Source organism: Rhodococcus sp. WS1 (assembly GCF_003797745.1).
GTDB lineage: Bacteria > Actinomycetota > Actinomycetes > Mycobacteriales > Mycobacteriaceae > Rhodococcus_F > Rhodococcus_F erythropolis.
Genome location: NZ_RKLZ01000002.1, coordinates 253,137 through 276,160, shown reverse-complemented (window position 1 = coordinate 276,160; position 23,024 = coordinate 253,137). Strand labels below are relative to the sequence as shown.

At 61.4% G+C, this 23,024-nt stretch carries 23 protein-coding genes and 1 tRNA gene; 22 read left to right on the top strand and 2 right to left on the bottom strand.

Annotated elements, in window-relative coordinates; translation table 11 throughout:
- Entirely contained in the window at positions 1-990 is a 990-nt protein-coding gene (locus EEB12_RS13850; RefSeq protein WP_007731765.1) for an NAD(P)H-quinone oxidoreductase, read from the bottom strand.
- Between EEB12_RS13850 and EEB12_RS13845 the strand changes: the two genes are divergently transcribed.
- The 3 genes from EEB12_RS13845 to EEB12_RS13835 all read left to right on the top strand — a co-directional run bounded on the left by EEB12_RS13845 (position 989) and on the right by EEB12_RS13835 (position 2,921).
- Positions 989-2,227: a lactate 2-monooxygenase gene (locus EEB12_RS13845; protein ID WP_021332842.1), complete on the top strand. Its 1,239-nt coding sequence runs from the start codon at positions 989-991 to the stop codon at positions 2,225-2,227. The two genes, EEB12_RS13850 and EEB12_RS13845, sit on opposite strands and share 2 nt — an antisense overlap.
- A gap of 128 nt (positions 2,228-2,355) precedes the next feature.
- Positions 2,356-2,781 (top strand): MarR family winged helix-turn-helix transcriptional regulator, encoded by a 426-nt coding sequence (locus EEB12_RS13840; protein ID WP_020968140.1) that lies wholly within the window; start codon positions 2,356-2,358, stop codon positions 2,779-2,781.
- A 50-nt stretch (positions 2,782-2,831) separates the two neighbouring features.
- Positions 2,832-2,921, top strand: a tRNA-Ser gene (locus EEB12_RS13835).
- Positions 2,922-3,002: 81 nt separating this feature from the next.
- Here the strand turns inward: EEB12_RS13835 and EEB12_RS13830 are convergent.
- A complete protein-coding gene (locus EEB12_RS13830; protein WP_021332843.1) occupies positions 3,003-3,497 on the bottom strand; it encodes a DUF1877 family protein in 495 nt (164 codons plus the stop codon).
- 252 nt (positions 3,498-3,749) lie between these two features.
- On the opposite strand from EEB12_RS13830, the gene EEB12_RS13825 reads away from it, so the two are divergent.
- The 19 genes from EEB12_RS13825 to EEB12_RS13730 all read left to right on the top strand — a co-directional run bounded on the left by EEB12_RS13825 (position 3,750) and on the right by EEB12_RS13730 (position 23,020).
- The gene (locus EEB12_RS13825; RefSeq protein WP_223257880.1) at positions 3,750-4,601 is read left to right on the top strand and encodes a glycoside hydrolase family 43 protein; all 852 of its coding nucleotides are present in this window, start codon (positions 3,750-3,752) and stop codon (positions 4,599-4,601) included.
- A gap of 589 nt (positions 4,602-5,190) precedes the next feature.
- Positions 5,191-5,874, top strand: coding sequence for an MspA family porin (locus tag EEB12_RS13820; protein WP_029537404.1), 684 nt, complete (start codon positions 5,191-5,193; stop codon positions 5,872-5,874).
- Between the two features lie 91 nt (positions 5,875-5,965).
- Positions 5,966-6,364: a hypothetical protein gene (locus EEB12_RS13815; RefSeq protein ID WP_019746452.1), complete on the top strand. Its 399-nt coding sequence runs from the start codon at positions 5,966-5,968 to the stop codon at positions 6,362-6,364.
- 62 nt (positions 6,365-6,426) lie between these two features.
- Positions 6,427-6,765 (top strand): hypothetical protein, encoded by a 339-nt coding sequence (locus EEB12_RS13810; RefSeq protein ID WP_019746453.1) that lies wholly within the window; start codon positions 6,427-6,429, stop codon positions 6,763-6,765.
- Positions 6,762-9,689, top strand: a complete 2,928-nt coding sequence (locus tag EEB12_RS13805; RefSeq protein WP_141487951.1) for a hypothetical protein — start codon at positions 6,762-6,764, stop codon at positions 9,687-9,689. Before EEB12_RS13810 ends, EEB12_RS13805 begins: the two co-directional genes overlap by 4 nt.
- Entirely contained in the window at positions 9,665-10,381 is a 717-nt protein-coding gene (locus EEB12_RS13800) for an Imm52 family immunity protein (RefSeq protein WP_223257874.1), read from the top strand. The genes EEB12_RS13805 and EEB12_RS13800 overlap by 25 nt, the downstream gene beginning before the upstream one ends.
- A gap of 42 nt (positions 10,382-10,423) precedes the next feature.
- On the top strand, positions 10,424-11,119 hold the full coding sequence (locus EEB12_RS13795; protein WP_223257881.1) for a hypothetical protein: 696 nt from the start codon (positions 10,424-10,426) through the stop codon (positions 11,117-11,119).
- Positions 11,120-11,366: 247 nt separating this feature from the next.
- Positions 11,367-12,140, top strand: a complete 774-nt coding sequence (locus EEB12_RS13790; protein ID WP_225989407.1) for a hypothetical protein — start codon at positions 11,367-11,369, stop codon at positions 12,138-12,140.
- Positions 12,141-12,672: 532 nt separating this feature from the next.
- Positions 12,673-13,368: an Imm52 family immunity protein gene (locus EEB12_RS31145; protein ID WP_326839284.1), complete on the top strand. Its 696-nt coding sequence runs from the start codon at positions 12,673-12,675 to the stop codon at positions 13,366-13,368.
- A gap of 123 nt (positions 13,369-13,491) precedes the next feature.
- Positions 13,492-14,151, top strand: coding sequence for an Imm52 family immunity protein (locus EEB12_RS13775; protein ID WP_410055713.1), 660 nt, complete (start codon positions 13,492-13,494; stop codon positions 14,149-14,151).
- Between the two features lie 92 nt (positions 14,152-14,243).
- Positions 14,244-15,299, top strand: coding sequence for a squalene cyclase (locus tag EEB12_RS13770; protein WP_229757070.1), 1,056 nt, complete (start codon positions 14,244-14,246; stop codon positions 15,297-15,299).
- 516 nt (positions 15,300-15,815) lie between these two features.
- Complete coding sequence (gene amt / locus EEB12_RS13765) at positions 15,816-17,495, top strand: ammonium transporter (protein WP_230091063.1); 1,680 nt, start codon at positions 15,816-15,818, stop codon at positions 17,493-17,495.
- A 51-nt stretch (positions 17,496-17,546) separates the two neighbouring features.
- On the top strand, positions 17,547-17,849 hold the full coding sequence (locus EEB12_RS13760) for an urease subunit gamma (RefSeq protein ID WP_003943837.1): 303 nt from the start codon (positions 17,547-17,549) through the stop codon (positions 17,847-17,849).
- A 29-nt stretch (positions 17,850-17,878) separates the two neighbouring features.
- The gene (locus tag EEB12_RS13755; RefSeq protein WP_003943812.1) at positions 17,879-18,316 is read left to right on the top strand and encodes an urease subunit beta; all 438 of its coding nucleotides are present in this window, start codon (positions 17,879-17,881) and stop codon (positions 18,314-18,316) included.
- A 35-nt stretch (positions 18,317-18,351) separates the two neighbouring features.
- Positions 18,352-20,070, top strand: coding sequence for an urease subunit alpha (locus EEB12_RS13750; protein WP_003943847.1), 1,719 nt, complete (start codon positions 18,352-18,354; stop codon positions 20,068-20,070).
- A 9-nt stretch (positions 20,071-20,079) separates the two neighbouring features.
- On the top strand, positions 20,080-20,727 hold the full coding sequence (ureE, locus tag EEB12_RS13745) for an urease accessory protein UreE (protein ID WP_007731715.1): 648 nt from the start codon (positions 20,080-20,082) through the stop codon (positions 20,725-20,727).
- The gene (locus EEB12_RS13740) at positions 20,711-21,424 is read left to right on the top strand and encodes an urease accessory protein UreF (protein WP_021342506.1); all 714 of its coding nucleotides are present in this window, start codon (positions 20,711-20,713) and stop codon (positions 21,422-21,424) included. The genes ureE and EEB12_RS13740 overlap by 17 nt, the downstream gene beginning before the upstream one ends.
- Positions 21,425-21,434: 10 nt before the next feature.
- A complete protein-coding gene (gene ureG, locus EEB12_RS13735) occupies positions 21,435-22,076 on the top strand; it encodes an urease accessory protein UreG (RefSeq protein WP_007731713.1) in 642 nt (213 codons plus the stop codon).
- Positions 22,073-23,020 (top strand): urease accessory protein UreD, encoded by a 948-nt coding sequence (locus tag EEB12_RS13730; RefSeq protein WP_021332850.1) that lies wholly within the window; start codon positions 22,073-22,075, stop codon positions 23,018-23,020. The genes ureG and EEB12_RS13730 overlap by 4 nt, the downstream gene beginning before the upstream one ends.
- Positions 23,021-23,024: the final 4 nt, after the last annotated feature.

The window sequence follows — 23,024 nt, the reverse complement described above, 5'->3', positions numbered from 1 at the left end:
TCACTTCACGGTGAGGATGACCTTGCCTACGGTTTCCGGCGAATCCAGCAACTGATGGGCTAATGGCGCCTCGGTGATCGGAAGTTCGGTCGACACGATCGGTTGAACCGATCCATCGGCGATCAACGGCCACAACTTCGCACGGACGTCGGCGACGATGTCCGCTTTACCGCCTGGGCCGGTGAGCGGACGCCCGCGCAGGCCCGTCGACGTGATGTTTCCGCGCTTTCCCATCAGCTTGGCGATGTCGACCTCGCCCTTGCGACCACCCTGCATTCCGATGATCACGACGTGGCCGTCCATGGCGAGTGCGTCGACGTTGCGCCCGAGGTACGACGCTCCCATGTTGTCCAGAACCACATCGGCGCCGTGGTTGTCGGTGGCTTCGGCGAGTGATGCTACGAAGTCGCTGTCGCGATAGTTGATGAGAATATCCGCGCCCAATTCGCGGCAGCGGTTCAATTTGTCCTCCGAACCCGCGGTAACTGCGACGCGGGCGCCGAGGGCTTTGCCGACCTGGATGGCGTGGGTGCCGATTCCGCCGCCACCGCCATGGACGAGTAGTACCTGTCCGCGTCGTAGGCCGCCGCGCATCACGACGTTCGACCACACCGTGCACGCAACTTCCGGCAGAGACGCTGCGACACGGAGATCGACGCCCGCGGGAACGGGGAGAAGTTGTGTTGCCGGGACCGCAACCTTCTCGGCATAGCCACCGCCGGCCAGCAATGCGCAGACTTCGTCGCCGACGGACCAACCGGTGACGTCTTCGCCGAGTTCGGTGATCACACCCGAGCATTCGAGGCCGAGAATGTCACTCGCGCCGGGCGGCGGCGGGTAGAAGCCTTGACGTTGGAGCAGGTCGGCGCGGTTGACTGCGGTCGCGGCGACCTCGACGAGTACGTGCCCGCGAGGTAGTTCAGGATCGGGCTGCTGCGCCCATTTCATGACCTCGGGACCGCCGGGCTGATCGATCGTTATGGCGTACATGGATACGACGCTAGCGAATCTCCCCGCTGACGGGTGTTTTGCCGCTACCGTCGCGGACGTGACTTACTTCGGGAACATGCAGAACGAGATCTATCTGACGGGACTGAGCGGCGCGAAGCCGGCTTTGCCGATGACTGCGGCGGGCTTGGAAGATGCCGCGCGCGAGCAACTCTCACCAGAGGCTTTCGGGTACATCGCCGGTAGCGCGTCGACCGAACGGACCGCGGTGTCGAATCTGCGGGCGTTCGACAAGCATGCGATCGTGCCGCGGATGTTGCGGGGGACTGCGGCGCCCGACGCGCGCGATCTGAGCGTCGAGGTGTTGGGGACGCGGTTGGCCGCACCGATTCTGACGGCTCCGGTGGGAGTGCTCGGCTTGGTCCACGACGACGCCGAGGTTGCGGTCGGTTCGGTCACTGCCGAGTTGGGGATCGGATCGATTCTCTCGACGGCGGCGTCTTCGACCATCGAAGACGTAGCGGCGGCCTCGGGCGATAACTGGTGGTACCAGCTGTACTGGCCGGCCGACGACGAGCTTGCCGAGTCGTTTGTCCGTCGGGCGGAGACGGCGGGCGCGAAGGCTATCGTCCTGACTGCCGATACTCCCGGTATGGGTTGGCGTCCAAGGGATCTCGAACTCGGTCACCTGCCGTTCCTGCAGGCGAAGGGTATTGCCAACTACCTGTCGGATCCGGTGTTCCGCGCCAAACTGGCGACGCCGCCCGAGGAGAGCGCAGAAGCCCTGCAAATCGCGGTTCTCACGTGGGTGTCGTTGTTCGGCAATCACGCGGTGCGGATCGCGGATATCGCGAAACTTCGCCAGTGGACGACACTTCCGATCGCGGTGAAGGGAATTGTCCATCCCGACGACGCACGTGAGGCCGTCGCGGCCGGCGCCACCGGCATTGTCGTGAGCAACCATGGTGGGCGTCAGGTCGACGGGTCGATTTCGGCGCTCGACGCTCTCGGTCCCGTCGCTGATGCGGTGGGGCATGAGGTGGACATCCTGATGGACTCCGGAATTCGTTGTGGCGCAGACGTAATCAAGGCTCTGGCCTTGGGTGCCGATGCAGTGCTGTATGGGCGACCGTGGGCGTACGGATTGGGATTGGCCGGAGCTGACGGAGTGCGTCATGCGCTCCGAAGTCTCCTGGCCGACCTGGATCTGACGATGGGGCTGGCGGGCCTGGCATCGGTCGCCGAAATCGACCGTTCGATCCTGATGTCCAATTCGTGACTTTAGGGTGAGTCTTACTGTGACGGGCGGACACAGGTCTAAACTTGGAACCTGTGACAGCTGAAGCGACAACCGAGGAGACATCGCAGGCGGCGCACGGTGAGACACCGTGGCTGACGCCGTGCGAGATGCGTGCATGGCGCGGCTACATGGACGGCAATCAGCGCCTCATGGAGGTTCTCAACCGCGAACTGCAGGATTCACACGACCTGTCGTTGGCTGATTACCGCATTCTGGTCATGCTCTCGGAGTCAGCTGACGGGTCGTTGCGGATGAGTGACCTGGCAGACGGCGTGTTGTCTTCGCGTAGCCGCCTGACGCACCAGATCAGGCGGATGGAATCTCAGGGCATCGTCGTGCGCGACACTTGCGTCGAAGATGGTCGCGGCGTGCTCGCGCGGATCACGGAAGAGGGTAGGCGTCGCCTCGCCGAGGCGGCACCTACTCACGTGGCCGGGGTTCGGAACAATCTGGTCGATCTGCTGACTCCCCAGGAACTGGACGTGCTGGCAGACGTCTTCGAGAAGGTCGACAAAGCCATCGGCGAGCGCTGACGTCGGAGCCGTTTTCGCGGTCCGCGGGAACACCCGATAGGATCGCCCACGGAAGCGTGGCAGAGCGGCCGAATGCACTCGCCTTGAAAGCGAGCGTGGCGTTAAACCCACCGGGGGTTCAAATCCCTCCGCTTCCGCCAAAGCAAAGGCTCTGACCTCGGACTTCGGTCCAGGTCAGAGCCTTTACTGTTTTCGGAGTCACACTGCTTGGGTAGTGGGCGTCAGAACCGCACGGTGAACACCACGTGGTGATTCTCTCGGGCCGCGCGCTGGAAAAAGTCCGCCACTTCCTGCAACCAACCCCAGGCGTACCGGCGCTCGTCGGGACCGTACTCGGGGTTGCGGTCGTCGAGCGGCATCGCGTCGTAGCGCACGCCGAACTCGGATTCGGTGATTTCCGCCAGGTACGAGGAGACTTCGGCGACCCGATCGGGTGCCAGGTAGGTGACGAGTTGGTCGTCGGTGTCGGTGTTGAGGTCGTCGTCCCCCAAGATCACGCCGTAGGCCGGCCAGTTCTCGGACACGCGCTCGTACCCCGTGCTGGAGAGGGCGCACAGGATCGGATCCCACGCCTTGTCCGTGTCGCACGAGAACTCGGATCGGCCCGTCTCCTCGATGTCCTCGACCACTGCGCCGAGTTTGTCGTCGTCGCCGCGTGCGTCCAGAAGTTCCGCTGCCACGCTGTCTGACAGCGCGAAATGCACCCCAAGTTCCATGGCGTGATGCTAACGGCTGACCTTGCCGGCGTCCCCGTCCTCACTACAAGGCGAATCGACTTAGGTAACGATCCTGCTCTACCTACCGCCGAAGCTACCCATCGTGCGCTAGCTGTCATACATACTGCATCGGTGATTCCGACAAAACGGACCGGCCTTTCTGCTGTATCGCTGGTGATCCTCGTCGTCGCGGGGTTGCTGGTCGCAGCCCCTGCCAGCAGCGCCGCGCCGCCGCCTGACTGGAAATACACAATGGTGGCGTTCAGCAACGCCAGCGACCGTGACATGGATGTCTACGAGTCGGCCGACGGCACCGGCTTTCAGCTCGTCCAGCAGTCGGCGTACAGGCCGCCGTCTGGGCTCGTGCGTGATCCGAGCATCTTCCGGAACACGGACGGGCTGTACTACCTCACCTACACGACGGGTGGTGGGGCGAACATCGGTTTCGCACGCAGCAGCGACCGCATCAATTGGACACCGCTGGGGAACTATCCGGTTCCGTTTTGCTGCGCGTTGATGCCTGGAACGGGAGATGGCACCGGTTCTGCGAGCCCGCCGGGCTTCTCGGGTTCGGCCGGTTTCAGCGACGGACCGTCGCTGTCACCATTCGTTACCAAGGCCTGGGCGCCTGAATGGTTTGTGGACGGCGATCGTGTCAACGTCATCCTGTCGATGTCGACCGGTGGAGGATTTGTGCCGTATCTGATGACGGCGTTGGAACCGTCGCTCCGGTTGTGGAGCCCGCCTGTTCCGCTCGCCGGGATCGGTGCGGACCACATCGACACCACCGTGGTCAAAGTCGGATCGACCTATCATGCGTTCACCAAGAACGAGACGAAGAAGGTCGTCGAGCATGCGGTCGCTCCTTCGGTGACGGGACCTTATTCGTTTGTCCCGCCAGGGAATTGGGGTTCGCTTGTCGAAGGTCCGGCCGTAGTTCAGTTGCCGAGCGGCGACTGGCGGATCTATCTCGACGCCTATACCGAAGGTAAGTATCTCTACTCCGACAGCACGGACGGGCTGAATACCTGGTCGCCTGTGCAAGAGGTTCCTGGGGTGTCCGGGACTGCACGGCATCTCGGCATCATGAGAGAACCGGCATAACTTTCGACTCCGAGTTGGTAGGGCTCTGATCAAGGACTGCGGTCTTGGTCAGAGCCCTTTCTCGTACATGCGTACTACTTCTGCGCGTCGTCTGCACGTATCAGTGATTGACAAGCTAACGGTGCGACGCAAGTGGGTCTTGCGAGTTCGCGCCGACCACGAAGTGAACATCTCCGCGTGAACCATGCAGAGTTGCGCTCCTAGGCCCCGCTCAGGTGTCTTGATTGCGATCGATTGCCAAGTAGTGCCTGTTGGTTGCACATTCAAGTACGTGCACTGGCTGGATGTCCGCACTTTCGGCCTTCAAATGCCCTGAGGCCCACGAAACGTGGGTTCAGTTCGGTTTGCCACACCGTTTCTGAGGGTTCTTCTTACCTTCAAGCCGTGACCTTGCTCATAGTGGGACCTAGGTCCTTTTTGCTGATGATAAGCCTGTCGATATATATCTGTTACCGAAAGTTCACCCTAAATCCAAGATGGCGGAGTCGGCGCGCTGGCGGGCAAACAGGACGATTGGTACCGTCCGGTAACCAATTCAGTTAGTTGTCGGCTACCGCTCTGGTTGCTGTGTCACGTGGAGGAGCAGTTCATGTCGCTCGAATCGCAAAACGGCCTATCCCATCGTCGATCGAGGGTCGCAGTGGGGCTCGCGACGTGTGCGGTTGCCGCGCTGTCGTCTGGTGTGGTCTTCGCAGGGAGTGCATCGGCAACGCCGACGGCGTTGGCGGACAAATTCGCGAGCACTGTCACCGATGACGGTTGGTCGTTGGATCTTGCCGCCACGAAACTGTCGGCGAACCCGGTGCCGAATCTGGCGACGACGGCGTTCACCCGTGAGGGGTTCGTGTCGGCGAAGGTGACCGGCACGATCGGTGGTCAGGGCGATTCGGCAGTGAAGACCGGTTATGTCGAGCAGGGATTGCAGATCGGCTGCCAGATCGATGTTTCCTCCGGACTTGGCTTGGGGCTTGGTTTTTCGCTCGGCCCGTCTGTCGGTGTGAGTATTTCGGGTGTCCCGTCGGCGAACGTGGGTGTGAATGCGTCGGTGAATCCGAGTATTCAGTCGACGATTGCGCCGGGCACGATCACGACGATTCCGTTGGGGAAGAAGGATCTCGAGTCTTCGAAGGCGTCGATCACGGCAGAGAACGTGCACGTGAAGGTTGATGCGTGCATGGGGCCGGTGACGATCCGCTCGTACGCACAACTGTCGGTGTCGACGGCGACGTCCGACAACACGTTGTTCGTGTACTCCGATCCCGCCTGGCTCTGACCCTCGCAGACTTCGCCGGCGCTGCTGGCGAGTAATTCCTGATCCGTCCCGTCCCGGGGTGGTTACTCATCACGCTCACAAAGGAGAAATCATGAAGATTCGTACCTTGGCCACTGCCGGAACCCTCAGCGCAGGTATCGCCCTGATCGGTGTTCTCGGCGCCGGCGTGGCATCTGCTGCAACTCCGATCGTCGAACCTGAGCAGGGTCGGATCGGTCTGTCGCTCTCGAATGCGGAAACCGCGGCGTTGGCGGCGAGCCCGATCCCGGACGCCATCTCCGACATCGTTCCAGGCTCGCAGCGGTGGATTGAGCTCGCACCGGGCTCGGCGCTCACCGTCGGCCCCGATGGCAAGCTCAGCGCCCCCGACCGCGTAGTGATCGGCGAAGCCGCTGCACATGCTGGTGGCTACGTCGATGTCTACCTGGCTGATCCGAACAACCCGGCCAACGCCGGGTACGTCACCCTGGCCTACCAGTACTGGAACTGATACCGCGCCCAGTACCGGCGACTCGTTGTCCCCGCTCTCCCTTCCTGTTTGGAGTTCCAGCCATGACCGTCAACAACGCCGAACGTCGCAGTGTGCAAACGGAACCCGCTGCCGTCGACAGCAAAGACGTTGCAGACGTTGATGACTGGGATCCGGACAGCGAACTCAGTCCACTTTCCAAGGCTGTGATCGCCACCGCAGTCGGACTGGGGTTGCTGATCGCGGCATTCGCGGTGATCGGGAAGCTCGCCGGCTGGGCGAACGACTACGGGACGATCCTGGTTTACCTGGCATTCTTCTTGTGGATGTCGATCTCCGGACGGTTGTTCTGGTGGGGCGCAGACAAACTCATCGCGCTACTCCGAACGAAGAAGAGTGACAATCGTGGTGCGCACCGGTGAAGTCCGGTAGACGACTTCGCCGGACTCTCGCGGGAGTGCTTGCCGCCGGGGCGCTGTTGACTGGAGCGGCCGGAGTGATCGGTGCGGGAATCGCACTCTCCGCCGCTCCGGCGAACGCGACGCCGGAAGAAGACTGCGCGGCGGTGCGGGCACGTGATCATCAGATCTACCTGAATCTCATTGCGTCGCTGCCACCTGGTGCGCCCATCCCGCCAGAGATCATCAACCCGTGCCTGAGTGCGCCGTCCACGACGTCGACAGCTGCGCCGACGACCACTGTCGGGCTCCCCGGTGCGCAGGCTCCAGGCGGTGGCCCAAATGTCGGGGCCAATGCTCCGACGAACTTTCCCACCTACAACGGCACCCCCATCGTCCCTGTGCCGACGATCGAGGTTCCGCCCATTACTTCCGAGTCCCCGGCCTCGGAAACTGGTGTCGGTGCATTCCCCAATGCATCGGCATCAGCGGTTCCCTCACCCACACCCACCCCGGGTGAGGGAACCACCACCGATCGCGGTCCAGGACCGATCCCCGCGGATTCGGATTCGGATTCGAATATCGCACCGGCCCAAACGGTTCCGGATCCGGCAGCAGATGTTTCCACAACCGGGGAGGACTCGGGCCGTGACAGGTATCTCGAACTGGTCCTCGTCGGGGCCGCGGCGTTCACCGCTGCGGGTATCGGAGTGCGCGGGCGGCCGGGACCTTTCAGCCCCCGCACGCCCGAATCAGTGCTCTCCCAGGCGGTCGGGACTGTCGCGTCGCCGTTGACTGCGTACGCACCTGGCGGGCAGTCCTCGTTGCGGGTGTTCGATCCGATCACCGGCGGAAGCCGGTTCTTCTTCCTGATCCACGACGAAACGTCGTCGCACGAATCCGTGATTCCGGTGACGGTGCCGCCCGGCGGTCACATGAGTGTCAACCCCGATGGCACGGTCACCGTCTTCGACGCCGACGGGAATCCGGTCTCGACAATCGATGCCCCGTGGGCGTACGACGCCAACGGCACTCCTGTTCCGACGCATTACGAGATCCGGGACGGGCAACTCGTTCAGGTCGTCGACACCGCCGGTATCGAGAACCTGCTCTACCCGATCCTCGCCGACCCGGAGCTGACACCGGAAGAACGTGCTGCGCTCGAAGCGCAGGCGAACTTCATCGGCCCGATGACCCCGGAGGGCGAACAAGCACGCAGGGACGCACAAAACGTCCTCGCCGCCAACCCCCCGGAGCCGGCAGATTCAGACCTCGGCCAGCTCATGTCCGGTGACCCTAACTCCGAGGTCTCCGAACCGCCGATCACCGAAACAGGAACCGGAAACCCTGTCGGCGACGCGATACTCGCCGATCAAACCCAGGAGCCGATCACTTCGAACATCGGCGGGCGGGACTACACCACCGAACCCGCTGTCAGCGACGTCTCGTTCACGGACGAAAACGGAACCAACTGGTCCGGCACACCTTCGAAGGTGCCGAACGTGTGGAGCTGGACGTACACCGACGCGCAGGGAGAAGAGCACGACCTGCAGGTCACCTACGACGAGCAGGGACGCCCCTACCAGGTTTTCGACCATTCCAACTCGGAACTGTCCTTGTACGATTGGAGCACCGGCGAACCAGTTCGGATAGGCGACGCGCAGCATCTGGACCCCGGTGTCGCTTTCGATCAGCCCTACACCGACGAGATCATGAGCTTCGTCGTCCCACCGCTGCGCGGGGCCCGTCTGGCCGTCGGCGCGATCCGGGCTGAAGACCTGATCGTCTCGAACCGGACAACACCCACCCGGCCCCCGGTTACTTCACCATCGACCCCTGCTCAAAACATTCCCCGGCCGGGCACACTGCCACCGCGCGGCATACCCGTCATCGACGGCACAGTTCCACCTGCCGAACATGACCACCCCACGATCCCTTCCGTGAATGAACCTGCACGCCCGGATCCCACGATTCCGGAACCCTCGCAACCCACTTCGCCCGGCGATCCCGACCGCGGCCAGTGGGAACCATCCACGCCGGGGGAGATCGGTGATCCAGGGCCGAACCTGACACCAGGAATTTCTACCCCGAATGTTCCCTCGCCAGGTCAGGTCGAGGAACCGAGTGCGCCGACTCTGCCCGATGTCGGGCAGGTGCCGGTGAATCCGGACGCTCCCGGCGCTCCGCAGCAACCCGGACTACCGGAATTCGACCCCTTCGCCACCGATCCGAGCACCATTCCCAGCCCTGGCGTCATCGAGGATCCGACGCAGCGACCCGCGGTCACGATGCCTCCCACACAGCCTGACAGCCCGGAGGGACCAGGGGTTGAACAGGATCCGTTGTGGTGGATGCCGTTCGCACGAGAAAAACCACCGCAACTCGCACCCGGCGAAACACCGCCGGACATCGTGGAGGTCGAAGGAGTCGGCCCGTTGGATCTGCGTACGTTGCAGTCCCGGATCATCGGTGATCGGGATGGCACCGATGTCGGGGTATGGGGTGATGCAGGCGAAGGTCTCCGGTACGACGCCGCTCGGAGGTTGAGGCCTTCTCGGGTATTTCAGGAACTCGTCACGCTGGTGGACGGGCAGTTCGCGTTCATCTTGCCATTCGATGCCGGGAAGAACGGTGAGCTCAAGTTCGACGGTTGGTTCCCGGACATGAACGTCATCGTCGATGCGAAACACATCTACGACTTCATCTTCGACCGGAACGGTGAACCTTACGTAACGGACTTCCGGGGCCGTGTTTGGCAAAAAGATTGGCCCAAGACCGCTCAGGCGCAGCTCGATGCCCTCGCACAAGCCGGGATGGACGCTGAGCTCGTGTGGGTGATGCTCAACGAACAATATGCTGAACTCGCCTTGAGAGGCTTCGACGACGAGAACGTCGTCGGTGTCACGGTGGAAACTATTGCGCAATGGTTGGAAAGGACGGGGCGATGAGCTTTTTCGGGCGGCGGCCGACAGTGGGCGGGTATTGGGGCACGCGGGTGCAGTCGAGTCAGGAGGTGGCGCAGACGATGCGGGCCTTCCTCGACGATCTGGAAGCGATCGACCCGGGGTTGGCGTTGCCGTGGGTCTCGACTGCCGAGTTCGACAAAGTGCCAGCAGATCTCAGCGTGGACGGGTTGGTGCGAATCTTCGAGCATTCCCGCTCGAAGGAGATGGGGTATTCGGACACCCCGGGACCGGGCTACGACGTCGACTTGTCACCCGAAGACGGGACCGCGCGGCGGATCATCGCCAGGGTCGGCGGGCTGGAAACCAGTGCCCCCAACAGTGTCCGGGTGTCGTTGCCGACGGAGAAGGATGTTCCCCCCGAATTGCGACGGTTGCTCGAACCGGATGTCGGGGACGCGATCATGAAAGTGATCGTCAAGCATTGGGAACCGGATCGGGCTCGGTGGAGCATCGGCGACTACCTCGATCTGCAACCGCGAGTTAGAGGTCAGATCCAGGTGGGATGGGAAACGTACTTCCATTCCGGAGTTACGTTCGATCGCAGCGCGCTGCCCCAATCTGCGGCGGTAGAGGAGCTGCCCACTGGCACGTTGATTCGGTTGGGGGACAAGCCAATGGAGGTCGATGCCGCCGACATCGTGGCGGTGCGGGCGGCGTTGGGTTACCCGGTGTAGCGCCAGAGACTGTTCCGATTGGTCGATCGTCTTCGAGCAGGAGTGACGTTGTCTGCTTCATCTTTACGTCGCGATCCGGCGTCCGGGTTGACCGTGAAAGTCATGGCGCGGAAGGGGCCGCCGGAAGCCGAATCGGTCACCGCAGTGCTGGCAGCGCGGTCACTGCAGTTCCTTCGAAAGCTTGACCCAGTCTTTGACGTCGACATGTATCGCTCCGTGAGGAATGACCTTCCCGACGGCGTTACGGTCGAGCAGGCTCTGGCATTGAATGGTGGGCGGATCCTCACGCCTCAGGCAGAAGGCCTCCTCGAGGCCGCAATGATCGAGAGCAGAAAGTCTCCTGATGCCGCAGGCGGGATTTACCCACTCTCATTCGGGCATCAACTCAGGTTGTTCACCGACAACGGAAACATCGAAATTCTCATCGGATTCGGGAGTACGGCAGGAGCAGGTTCCTTACTTTGCACCTTCATCTGGCCGTACCCAGGGGGCTTCGCCGATGAATCTCTGATCTCACTGTCATTGAAACTCGTCCAGGGTATGGCCGATATCTGGGACGCTCCCACGGCCGTGCTCTACCGGGATGCGGAGCTCACACCTCAGTACAACGTGCCCGGCGACGCAACGGTGGGCAGTTGCACCTACTTCGGCCCTGAGATGCCGATCAACGAAACGCAGATCCCACCCACTGTCGAAGCTTTTCCGTACAAGAGAAGGAGCGATCGTCATCCAGCGTGATCCACGCGCCCCGTTGGTTGCCGACGATATCCGAAGCATCCGTGCAGCAGTCGGCCTGCTGACCGAACGACCGGAGGTTCGCCTACCGAAAGGCTCGCGCCGGCTGTGACACCAGAAGTTACGGCCAAGCTCACGTCCGCAGGTGATGGTGTTCTTAAGAACAAGCTGCTCAGATAATGGAGGATGCGTTCGACGAGGTCATCGGGATGGAGAACATCAACATCATCGTATTTGGAGGGGAGTGAAAGTGCCTACGTCATCACTGCGCCGCAATCCTACGGTGGGCTTGACAGTGAAGGTCATTCCACGAAAGGGTGCGCCTGAAAGCGAGGCCGTCACGGCCGCGCTCGTTGCACGTTCGCTACGATTGCTTCGCGACATCGATCCTGTCTTCGACGTCGACTTGTACCAAACAGTAGGCGATGCCCTCCCCGACGGTGCCGGACTCGAGCAAGCCTTGGCGTCGAATATCCGTCAGATCCTTGTACCTCCGACGGAAAAATCGATCGAAGCCGCATTGATCGAGCGCAGACGATCCCCTGATGCCACCGGCGGTATGTATCCCCTCTCATTGGGACGACATATGACCCTGTATTCACCCGCTGGAGACGTCAAAGTCGTTGTTAGTTTCGGGGGCACCTCAGGGTCCGGCGCATTCGCATGTGCCTTTGCCGACGAATCACTGATTTCGCTGGCATTGAAGCTCGTTCAGGGGCTAGCCGATATCTGGGACTCGCGTGTCACCGTGCTCTACCGCCGAACCGAATCATCGCCTCAGTTCAACGTACCGGGTGACGCGATCGTGGGCAGTTGCACCTACTTCGGTCCTGAGTTGCCGATCGAGGAAACGCAGCTCCCGCCCAGCGTGGAGGCATTTCCCTACCAGGACGGCACAATCGTCATCCAGAAGAATCTGTCCACGCCGTTAACAGTCGAGGACATCCGAAGCATCCGCGCAGCAGCAGGACTGCCGACCGAACGACCGGAGATTCCTCTACCCAAAGGTTTCAGACGGCTGTGAGCCCTACGTTGGGCGCACTCGGGGCTGCCTGCAGGTAGGGATGGCGCGGACCGACCAGCCTGCCCGCAATTACCGCGCCGCGGTCCCGATCCGGCTACGCACCAGCTGATCGACGCTCCGGGTGGAGTGCCACCGCGCGGCATACCCGCCATCGACGGCACAGTTCCACCTGCCGAGCATGATCAACCCTCTGTTCCGTCCGTGAATGAACCTGCACGCCCGGATCCCGCGATTCCGGAACCCTCGCAACCCACTTTCCCGGCGATCCCGATCGTGGCGAGTGGGAATCACTCTCGCCCGGTGGGATTGGCGATCCGGGGTCGAACCCGAGACCCGAGAACTCCACCCTGGAGGCTCCCTCGCCAGGTCGCACCGAGGAACCAAGTGTGCCGACTCTGCCTGATGTCGGTCAGGTGCCGGTGAATCCGGATGCCCCCGGCGCTCCGCAGCAACCCGGACCACAACTGTTCAATGACAATGATTTGCCGAGAACGACTATGACGATCGCAGAGTGGCTGGAAAGGAAAGGTCGATGAATTCGGATCGTGGCGCGACAGTGATCGGGTATTGGGGCCCTCGGACGCAACCGGTAGAAGGCATTGCAGCGGAGGTGTTCTCGTTTCTTCATAGTCTGAGGAACATTGATCGAGCACTTGGAGAAGCTTGGGTGTTTTCGCCCGAGACTGCCTTCGAGTCGACCGATCTAAGCGTGGAAGTCCTAGCGAAAATCTTCCGGGCAGCGAAGGATATCGAAGGGCAATCCGTTGCTGCCTTCGACCTTGGCTACATCGTGAGTTTGTTGCACCCGGACAGATATCAGTTCTTGAGAATCCAATTCTCTCTCGGCCGGAATGTTCCGAGGGTTCCGAATCTCGTCAACGTCACCCTCCCCCCGGAGAAACAAGCAATCGGGGAGGCGTCGCAGTTGCTGACTGCACGCGTCGGGGACGCGATCATGAAAGCGATCATCGAGCATTGGTCGCCGGAGTCTGCGCGGTGGGGGACGCGGGAGTACCGCAATGCGCAGGGAAATGAGGTCAGCGAAATCGAAGTCGGGTGGGAGACATACATCCAGTCCGGGATCGATCTCGATCACAGCAAACTGCCCGTCGTCGCCGTACTGGAGGAACTCCCCAACGGAACGCTGATTCGGTTGGGCGAGAAACCGTTAGACGTCAACTTCGACGACATCCTGGCGGTGCGGGAAGCACTGGGTTACCCGGTCTAAGACGCCGCGTGACCGCCGACCCTTGCTCATGTCGCGACACGTAGTCGGACGGAGACTATTACGCAGTGGTTGGAAAGGACGGGGCGATGAGCTTTTTCGGGCGATGGCCGACGGTAGCCGGATATTGGGGCACGCGGGTGCAGTCGAGTCAGGAGGTGGCGCAGACGATGCGCGCTTTCCTCGACGACCTGGAAACGATCGACCCGGAGTTGGCGTTGCCGTGGGTGTACACCAAAAAAACTGGACAAAGGCCCCGCGGATCTCAGTGTGGACGGGTTGGTGAAAATCTTCGAGCATTCCCGCTCGAAGGAGGTGGGATACTCGGACACCCCCGGACCGGGGTACAGCATCGGTTTGTCGCCCGAGGACGGGACCGCGCGGCGGATCATCTCCAGGGTCGGCGGCTTAGAAACCAGCGCCCCCAACAGTGTCCGGGTGTCGTTGCCGACGGAGAAGCAGCTCACCGACAGTACCCGGCGGTTGCTCGACCCGGATATCGGAGACGCGATCGTGAGAGTGATCGTCAAGCATTGGGATCCGGATCGGGCTCGGTGGAGCATCGGCGACTACCGGCACCTTCAGAATCGGTCGAAAGGTGAGGTGGAGGTGGGATGGGAAACATACTTCCATTCAGGAGTTACGTTCGATCGCAGCAAACTCCCCCAATCTGCGGTGGTGGAGGAACTGCCCATTGGCACGTTGGTTCGGTTGGGGGACAAGCCAATGGAGGTCGCTGCCGCCGACATCGTGGCGGTGCGGGCGGCGTTGGGTTACCCGGTGTAGGCCCCGCAACGGGTCTGGAATTCACCATTGCATCAGACGGCGAGAAATGTGTTAACCGGATGGCCTGCTTCGCCTTTCGATAGTATTGCCAGATGGCATCCCGAATCGACTTGCTCGCGTGGCTCCTCGATTCGGATCCAGCGATTCGGTGGCAGGTGGAGCGCGACCTGGTGAACGAAGCGCCCACTGTGTGGGCGGCGACGCGCGCGTCGATCGCCACCGAAGGATTTGGTGCACGCCTGCTTTCATTGCAGGACCGAGACGGCCAATGGGCGGGTGGGGCGTTCTTCCCGGCTGAATTCGACTTTGCGGGACCCGAAGCAGCAGAACAAAGTTCGCAACCCTGGACGGCAACAACCTGGACGCTCAACTCATTGCGGGAGTGGGGCCTCGACGCCAGTGTTCTGCGGGAGCGTCGTACCGCAGAACTGCTCGCGGAGAACTGTCGCTGGGAGTACGAGGGCCGGCCGTACTGGGACGGTGAGGTCGATTGCTGCATCAACGCCTGGACGGTGGCAAACGGTGTGTGGCTCGACATGCGCGTTGATGAACTGGCTGATTGGTTTGTGCGGCATCAACTTCCGGATGGTGGTTGGAACTGCGAGTGGATCGAAGGTTCGACCCGATCGTCGTTCCATTCGACCCTCAATTCACTCAAAGGGCTTCTCGCGTACGAGATCGCGACCGGGGGAACAATTGAGACGCGCGCGGCTCGACGATCCGGTGAGGAATTCTTGCTGCAGCGCGGTCTGTTCCGGAGACTCTCGACCGGGGAACCGGTGGGGGACTGGATCGGCCGGTTCGCGTACCCGTTCCGGTGGCGTTACAACGTGCTCAACGCAGCCGACTACTTCCGCGAAGCGTCGTTGTCGGATGGAAATGAGCCTGATCCGCGAATGGCGGACGCGATCGAGATGATCCGGGCCGCTCGAGCCTCGGATGGGACGTGGCTCCAGGCCGGTCGCCAACCGGGGCGGGTGTGGTTCGAGGTCGACACAAAGGCGGGGGAGCCGTCGAAGTGGCTGACTTTGTCCGGCATCCGAGTGCTCGCCTGGTGGGATCAATCCTCCCCTCTAGGGTTCTGCATAACAAAAGAGTTACAGCGAAAGTCATTTCACCTTCAAAGGTTATCGAAAGGTGATCTTTGATCTTCCAGTCGAAATATCCAGTACGGATTAAGAACATATTAACGACAGGATTGCCCTCAGTGCGGTGAAGGTTAATCATCTGAACAGGTGAGAAGATGTTCGGTGAAATTACCTACCCGATTGGATAGGCGGGTCACCGACGTTGGTAATCGCATAAGGTGCTCGCGATTGTCTTGGTTAGGGAGCTAAGTCCCGAGCTGGAAACGGCATTTCTGCTCCGAAAGTGGCGCTCACCTGCGGCTACGTTCCCCATTTTGCAGGACTTAAACCACTTTCGGCGAGATTTAGTCTCGCAATTGCAGGTTGTGGAGCGTCCGCAATGTTTAGGCAAAGTCCCATCTTTTCCCAGAACAATGCTCTACTAAACGTGAAAACCGGATGTTCCCCCGATTTTGCTGAGAAGGTGCAACTATGGGGCGTAGCGTAACTGTCGCAGCGAACCGGAACATCGCGAATTGCTGCTCTAACCAATGACTTTGTTCAGGTCCGAATAATGCTCGGAGGTCGTCGATGTCGATGGAAATGGTGTTAGCCGAAGCAGTGATAGACAGTGGGGACACGGCGTGGGTGCTGATCTCCGCGGGTCTGGTTCTCTTCATGGTTCCCGGACTCGCCTTCTTCTACGCCGGTCTGGTGCGTGGTAGCAGTGCGCTCGTCATGTTGCAGCAGAACCTCGTCCCACTCGGACTCGTCTCGATTACCTGGGTCGTGTTCGGATACAGCTTCGCGTTCAGTGGAGACTGGGGTTCCGGCTTCCTCGGTGACCTCAAATTGTTCGGCTTGCAGGACATACACACAGCCGCCGCCCCGGGCTTCCACCTGATCGAAGGTGCAGTCGCGGTACCGACTCTGGCGTTCGTGGTCTATCAGATGATGTTCGCGATCATCACGCCCGCGCTGATCACCGGTGCGACCGCAAACCGGCTCAAGCCCTTGGGCTGGGCCGTTCTGCTCGTGTTGTGGTCGATCATCGTCTACCCCCCGATTGCGCACTGGCTCTTCAATCCCGAAGGCTGGTTGGCGCTCCGCGGAGCTCAGGACTGGGCCGGCGGAATTGTCGTCCACGCATCCGCCGGCGCCGCCGCTCTGGCAATCTTGCTGGTGGTCGGCAAACGTCCGGGATGGCCCAACGCCGAAGCAGTCCCGCACTCGGTGCCTCTGGCGTTGATCGGCGCAGGCATCCTGTGGTTCGGCTGGTTCGGATTCAACGCAGGCGACGGATTGGCCGCCGATGGTGTTGCGGCACAAGCCTTGATGAACACTCACATCGCCGCAGCGGGCGGCATGGTCGTCTGGCTCGTCATCGAAAGGTATACCGAGGGCAAGGCCACGGCGATCGGTGGGATCACCGGCGCGGTAGCCGGTCTCGCGACCGTCACCCCCTGCGCCGGCTTCGTCAGCACCTTCTCCGCGTTGGCGATCGGCGCGCTTGCCGGACTGGTCTGCCACTTCGCGCTCGCGCTCAAGTCGATCTTCAAGTTCGACGACGCGCTCGACGTCATCGCGGTCCACTTCATCGGCGGCATCCTCGGTTCACTCCTTCTCGGTTTGTTCGGCGAAAAAGCCATCAATTCGATCGGCCGCGACGGACTCTTCTTCGGCGGCGGGGCAGGACTACTCGGCGAGCAGGCGCTGGCGTTGATCGTCGTCATCGCTTTCTCGTTCGTGGTGACCTGGCTGATCGCCACGGGCATCGAGAAGACCATCGGTCTCAAGCTGGCTCCGAAAGACCAGGTGGACATCGACCGTCGTCAGCAAGGCATGGACGCATACCGCTACAACGCCGCGTTCGTCGACGCCGGTGGTGCGCCGCAGACCAGCGGGTTCGACTCGGGGGTCCTGGTCGAGGGGACAAAACTTGTTCCGAACCTCGCCGCCCCGAAGCACGAACTCATCACCGCGGTATTGCAGACCATCGAGTCCGAGAAGCTTCGGGAGGCGCTGCTGGCTGCCGGAGCGGAGTCGATAGTCGTATCGGAAGCGCATGTCTCCGCGAGTGACTCGGCCTCGCTCAAGTTCCGCGGGCAACGCAACGACGTCGTGTTCACCGAGCGGTTGCGTGTCGAGGTGTTGGTCGCCTCGGAACATGCCCAGGCGGTCCTGGACGCGATCAACGAGTACTCGGGCGGCAGGAGGAGCGGTTTTGTCCAGCAAGCGGCCGAACCACTCACCGAAGCGACGGAACAGGGGAGCTGACATGTATTCGACGACAGGGAGTTACCGCATGATCGACAAGGAGCGTTCGGAATGCATCTGACACCGCGAGAACTCGACAAGCTGACAATTCTCATGTTGGCGGATGTCGCACTGAGGCGAAAGGCAAAGGGACTCAAACTCAATCATCCGGAGTCCGTCGCAGTCATCACTGCAGCCGCTCTGGAGGGAGCTCGGGAGGGCAAGACTCTCGAGGAGGTCATGGCCGACGCATCGCACGCCTTGACGGTCGACGACGTGATGGAAGGTGTCGCGGAGATGATCCCGCGCGTGCAGGTCGAGGCGGTGTTCCTCGACGGTAGCCGGCTCGTCACCGTGCACTCTCCGATCCAGTAGCCCGACCGAGATGTCAGGAGCACTCCAAGATGGCAAGCAAATCGACGAAGAAGGATTCCGGCGGCGAGAAGAAAGTACCGGTCGGCGGATACGTGTTGCGGGACGAGCCGATCGAACTCAACGAGGGCCGTCCACGTTTGAAGTTGCGAGTCCGAAACACCGGTGATCGTCCCATCCAGGTGGGTTCGCACTACCACTTCATGGAAGTCAATCGCGCGTTGTCCTTCGATCGTGAACAGTCCTTCGGCTGGCGCCTCGACATTCCAGCGGGCACGGCGGTCAGATTCGAGCCGGGCGACGAAAAGGAAGTGACGTTGGTGCCGTTCGGCGGCAAGCAACGGGTTCAAGGCTTCAACGGACTTGTCGACGGTTGGGCGCCGACCCACGCCGCATACCGCCCTCGGCTTCCCGGAGCCGTCCAGCGTGCCGAAGAACTCGGCTTCCTGTCCGAACCTCAAACCGACTGATTCTCGTTCACGGCGGACGAAGGAGAGCGACACCCATGACAAGCATTTCGAGACAAGAGTATTCGGGCCTTTTCGGGGTCACCACGGGTGACCAGATCAGGCTCGGCAACACCGACCTGTACATCGAGGTCGAGGAAGATCTTCGAACCATCGGAGACGAGTCGATCTACGGCGGCGGCAAGACGCTGCGCGACGGCATGGGCCAGGATCCGGAGTCGTGCAGCATCGACGGTGCGCTCGACCTCGTGATCACCAACGTGGTCATCGTCGATGCGACCATCGGCGTCGTCAAAGCGGACGTGGGAATCAAGGACGGCAAGATCGTCGGCTGGGGCAAGGCGGGAAACTCCAGCACGATGGAAGGCGTCACCCCGGGGCTGACCACCGGTCCGGCGACCGACGCGATCTCCGGTGAGCAGATGATTCTCACTGCCGCCGGCATCGATCCGCACGTGCACCTCGTGTCACCACAACAGGCGTACCACGCACTCAGTGGGGGAGTGACGACGCTGATCGGTGGTGGTATCGGCCCGACCGACGGAACCAACGGCACCACCATCACTTCCGGTATCTGGAACATGGAGATGATGCTCAAGGCCAATGAGGGTTTGCCGGTCAACGTATGCATGCTGGGCAAGGGCAACTCGTCCGGGCATCAGTCGTTGGTCGAACAGATCAAGGCCGGTGCGGCCGGACTGAAGGTCCACGAGGACTGGGGCGCAACCCCGGCCACAATTCGTGAGTCTCTGCGGGTGGCAGACGAAATGGACGTTCAGGTCGCCATTCACACGGACACACTCAACGAGGCCGGATACGTCGAGGACACCATCGCGGCCTTCGAAGGCCGTACCATTCACACCTATCACAGCGAGGGCGCGGGCGGCGGTCACGCACCCGACATTCTGCGGGTGACGGGAGAGGACAACGTACTTCCGGCGTCGACCAATCCGACGTTGCCGTACGGCATCAATACTCAGGCCGAACTCTTCGACATGATCATGGTCTGTCACAACCTCAATCCCAAAGTGCCCTCCGATGTTTCGTTTGCCGAGTCCCGCGTTCGCGCCGAGACGATCGGGGCCGAGAACGTACTGCAGGACATGGGCGTCATCTCGATGTTCTCGAGTGACTCACAGGCGATGGGCCGCGTCGGAGAAAACTGGCTACGCGCGATCCAAACAGCGGACTGCATGAAGCGGTCCCGCGGGAAGCTGCCCGAGGATTCGCCGACGCACGACAACTTCCGCGTGTTGCGTTACGTCGCGAAGGTCACGATCAATCCCGCGTTGACGTTCGGTCTTTCGCATGTGGTCGGGTCGATCGGTGTCGGGAAGATGGCGGATCTTGTTCTCTGGGAGCCCGCATTCTTCGGTGCGAAGCCGAAGACGATCATCAAGAACGGTCTGATCAGCTGGCACGCCATGGGAGATCCGAATGCGTCGCTCCCGACACCACAACCGGTGATCTACCGGCCGATGTTCGGTGGATTCGGCAAGGCGTTGCCGCAGAGTTCGGTCTCGTTCGTCTCGCGAGCGGCACTCGACGACGGCATCAAGGACCGGCTCGGTCTCGAACGTCAGGTTGTTGCTGTCGAGGGGACCAGAACAGTCACCAAGCGTGATCTGGTTCGCAACTCGGCCACTCCGGAAATCAAGGTGGACCCGGAGACCTTCGCGGTGACTGCGGACGGCGTCCACGCATACGTCGAACCTGCCGAATCCATTCGCTTGAACCAACTTTACTTCTTCAGTTAGGGGTCTCCTGTGTCGGGAACAATCACACACACGCACGGCGCCGATGCGACGCCACACACGCACGGCGAGATGACCGCGCCGAGCGGAAAGCCGACGCGAGTCGACGCGCTGCTCGGGAAGGAGACCGACGAGGAGTGGGCCGGTCGACTCGACAATGCGGTAGTCGACGTCTTGTCGCTCGATCAGTGGGAAGCGCAGAAGAGTCGGTTACGACGCACCACGATCGGTGGCCGTGAATTGGCCGTCTCGCTCGATCGGGGTATTCAGTTGCAGGACGGCGACATTCTGCTGTGGGACGAGCCGGCGAACACCGTGGTCGTGGCCAGGATCAACCTCAAGGACGTGTTGGAGATCGACCTGAGCGCGCTGGTCGACGTTACGCCCGAGAAGATGATTCAGACGTGCTTGGAGTTGGGACATGCCGTGGGTAACCAGCACTGGCCTGCGGTGGTGAAGGGAATGAAGGTCTACGTTCCGTTGACGGTCGACAAGGCGGTCATGGGCTCGGTGATGCGGACACATGCTTTCGAGGGCATCGAGTACACCTTCATCCCGGGCGCCGAGGTCATTCCCTACATCGCTCCACACGAGGCACGCCGTTTGTTCGGTGCGGCCGCGCGTGAGGGCGAGGGGCATACCCATGACCCTCTCGTCTGAGGGATCCGGGCTCAGCATCAACCGCGCGATGCGGATGATGCAGTTTTCCGATTCCATGTTCCCGGTCGGTTCCTTCTCGTTCTCCAACGGTTTGGAATCGGCCGTGGCGCAGGGAATTGTCACGGGTGGTCCGTCGCTGCGGGAGTTTGTGCTCTCGGCCGCCCATCAGGGCGCGACGTGCGACGGTATCGCCGTACTCGCGGCGCACCGGGGCGCGACCGCCGGTGACTTCTCGGCGATCCTCGCCGCTGATCATGCAGTGATCGAACGCAAGCTCAACGAAGAAGCACGCACGATGAGTACCCGGATGGGTAAGAAGTTGGCCGAACTCGGCGGGCGCTTGGCCGGTGAGACCCTGTTCAGCAAGTGGTTGGCCGCGATCGCATCGGGGGAGACGCCGGGTACCTACCCCGTCGGCCTCGGAATTGCTTTCGCGGAGATGGGTTCTCCGGAGGAGGACGCTTTCACGGTCAATCAGTACGGTGTCGCGATGACGTTGCTCGGCGCTGCCCTTCGCATCGTCCGAGTAGATCACCTTGCGACACAGGAGATTCTGTTCGAGGTCAATCAGAGCGCCGGCCGTGAGTACGCCGCAGTGCGTGATTACGGACTCGACGACATGTCCAATTTCGCCCCGATGATCGACATTCTGGCTGCGGTTCACGTCAAGGCGCACGTCCGAATGTTCATGAACTAGAAGGAGAACGATGAAGAAGACAACGCGCATCGGAATCGGCGGACCCGTGGGTTCGGGTAAGACCGCACTCATCGAGGCGATCACGCCGGAGTTCATCAAGCGGGGCACCAGCGTTCTGATCATCACCAATGACGTGGTCACCACCGAAGATGCCAAGCACGTGCGTAAGGCTCTCAAAGGTGTTCTCGTGGAGGAACGCATCGTCGGCGTCGAGACGGGGGCCTGTCCGCACACCGCCGTTCGCGAAGACCCGAGTATGAACCTCGCGGCCGTCGAGGACATGGAGAAGACGTTCCCAGACACCGACGTGGTCTTCATCGAAAGTGGTGGCGACAACCTCACACTGACGTTCAGCCCGGCTCTCGTCGACTTCTTCATCTACGTCATCGACGTAGCCGCAGGCGACAAGATTCCGCGTAAGAACGGTCCGGGAATCTCGCAGTCCGACATCCTGGTCATCAATAAGACCGATCTCGCACCGTACGTCAACGCCGATCTCGGAGTCATGGATCGCGACTCCAAGGGAATGCGGGGAGACAAGCCGTTCGTCTTCACCAATTGCATGACCGGGGAAGGCATCAAGGAAGTGGTGGACCTCATCGTGCACGGAGTCCTCTTCGACGAAGAGGAAGTGGGAGCGAGCGCACCGTGAGCGCACCGCCCGCCCCGGGAGCATCGCGGGCGCTCCCGGGTCCGATCCCGACCATCCCGGAACTCGACCAGTACCAGGACCAGCCGAAGCAGGCTCCGGCCGGCAAGGTCGGGAAGACCGGCGTTCTCGAGATGCGATTTGTCGACCGTGGCGACAAGACGATTCTGCGGGACATGTACCGCAAGACACCGTTGCTCGTTCAGCAGGCGCTGTACTGGGACGAAGCGTTGCCGACCATGCCGTGCGTCTACATGATCTCGACGTCCGGCAGTGTGTTGCAAGGTGATCGACTGTTCCTGACCATCGAGATGGAGCCGGGTTCTCTCGCGCACGTGACCACTCAGTCGGCCACCAAGGTTCACCGGATGGATGCCAATCACGCGTCGCAACTCCAGAAAGTGGTGCTCGCGGAGAATTCGTATCTCGAACTGATGCCGGGGGTGACGATCCCACACCGCAACGCGAGGTACTACGCGCGCACCGACATCACGGTGGATCCGACTGCAACGCTGTTGTTCTCGGAGATCGTGATGTCGGGTCGCAAGTACCACGACGGCGGAGAGATGTTCGTCTACGACCTGTACTCCACAATGATCAAGGCGGAGCGTCCGGACGGGAAGAACCTCTTCACCGAGAAGTTGGTGATCGAACCGGCACGCTTCCCCGTGCGATACGGCGGAATCATGGGTGACCACGACGTGTTCGGCAATGTCATCCTGCTGACACCGAAGGAGCACGCCGACGCCATTCTCGAAGAGGTAGTTCCGGGCCGTGACGGCAAGGTCGTTTCCGGAGCGAGTCGGCTACCGAACGACGCCGGTCTCATCTTCAAAGTCCTCGGTCCGGAGAGCGAACCCGTCAAGGCGAAGGTTCGTGATTTCTGGGCTCTGGTGCGAAAGGCAGTTCTGGACACCACCATTCCGCCCGTCCCGCTCTGGGGATGACGCG

What these genes read in the sequence shown, in the direction of transcription:
- EEB12_RS13845 (WP_021332842.1), top strand. Translation starts at nt 989, where the DNA reads ATGGATACGACGCTAGCGAATCTCCCCGCTGACGGGTGTTTTGCCGCT.
- EEB12_RS13850 (WP_007731765.1), bottom strand. Translation starts at nt 990, where the DNA reads ATGTACGCCATAACGATCGATCAGCCCGGCGGTCCCGAGGTCATGAAA.
- EEB12_RS13840 (WP_020968140.1), top strand. Translation starts at nt 2,356, where the DNA reads ATGCGTGCATGGCGCGGCTACATGGACGGCAATCAGCGCCTCATGGAG.
- EEB12_RS13830 (WP_021332843.1), bottom strand. Translation starts at nt 3,497, where the DNA reads ATGGAACTTGGGGTGCATTTCGCGCTGTCAGACAGCGTGGCAGCGGAA.
- EEB12_RS13825 (WP_223257880.1), top strand. Translation starts at nt 3,750, where the DNA reads ATGGTGGCGTTCAGCAACGCCAGCGACCGTGACATGGATGTCTACGAG.
- EEB12_RS13820 (WP_029537404.1), top strand. Translation starts at nt 5,191, where the DNA reads ATGTCGCTCGAATCGCAAAACGGCCTATCCCATCGTCGATCGAGGGTC.
- EEB12_RS13815 (WP_019746452.1), top strand. Translation starts at nt 5,966, where the DNA reads ATGAAGATTCGTACCTTGGCCACTGCCGGAACCCTCAGCGCAGGTATC.
- EEB12_RS13810 (WP_019746453.1), top strand. Translation starts at nt 6,427, where the DNA reads ATGACCGTCAACAACGCCGAACGTCGCAGTGTGCAAACGGAACCCGCT.
- EEB12_RS13800 (WP_223257874.1), top strand. Translation starts at nt 9,665, where the DNA reads ATGGTTGGAAAGGACGGGGCGATGAGCTTTTTCGGGCGGCGGCCGACA.
- EEB12_RS31145 (WP_326839284.1), top strand. Translation starts at nt 12,673, where the DNA reads ATGAATTCGGATCGTGGCGCGACAGTGATCGGGTATTGGGGCCCTCGG.
- EEB12_RS13770 (WP_229757070.1), top strand. Translation starts at nt 14,244, where the DNA reads ATGGCATCCCGAATCGACTTGCTCGCGTGGCTCCTCGATTCGGATCCA.
- amt (WP_230091063.1), top strand. Translation starts at nt 15,816, where the DNA reads ATGGAAATGGTGTTAGCCGAAGCAGTGATAGACAGTGGGGACACGGCG.
- EEB12_RS13760 (WP_003943837.1), top strand. Translation starts at nt 17,547, where the DNA reads ATGCATCTGACACCGCGAGAACTCGACAAGCTGACAATTCTCATGTTG.
- EEB12_RS13755 (WP_003943812.1), top strand. Translation starts at nt 17,879, where the DNA reads ATGGCAAGCAAATCGACGAAGAAGGATTCCGGCGGCGAGAAGAAAGTA.
- EEB12_RS13750 (WP_003943847.1), top strand. Translation starts at nt 18,352, where the DNA reads ATGACAAGCATTTCGAGACAAGAGTATTCGGGCCTTTTCGGGGTCACC.
- EEB12_RS13740 (WP_021342506.1), top strand. Translation starts at nt 20,711, where the DNA reads ATGACCCTCTCGTCTGAGGGATCCGGGCTCAGCATCAACCGCGCGATG.
- ureG (WP_007731713.1), top strand. Translation starts at nt 21,435, where the DNA reads ATGAAGAAGACAACGCGCATCGGAATCGGCGGACCCGTGGGTTCGGGT.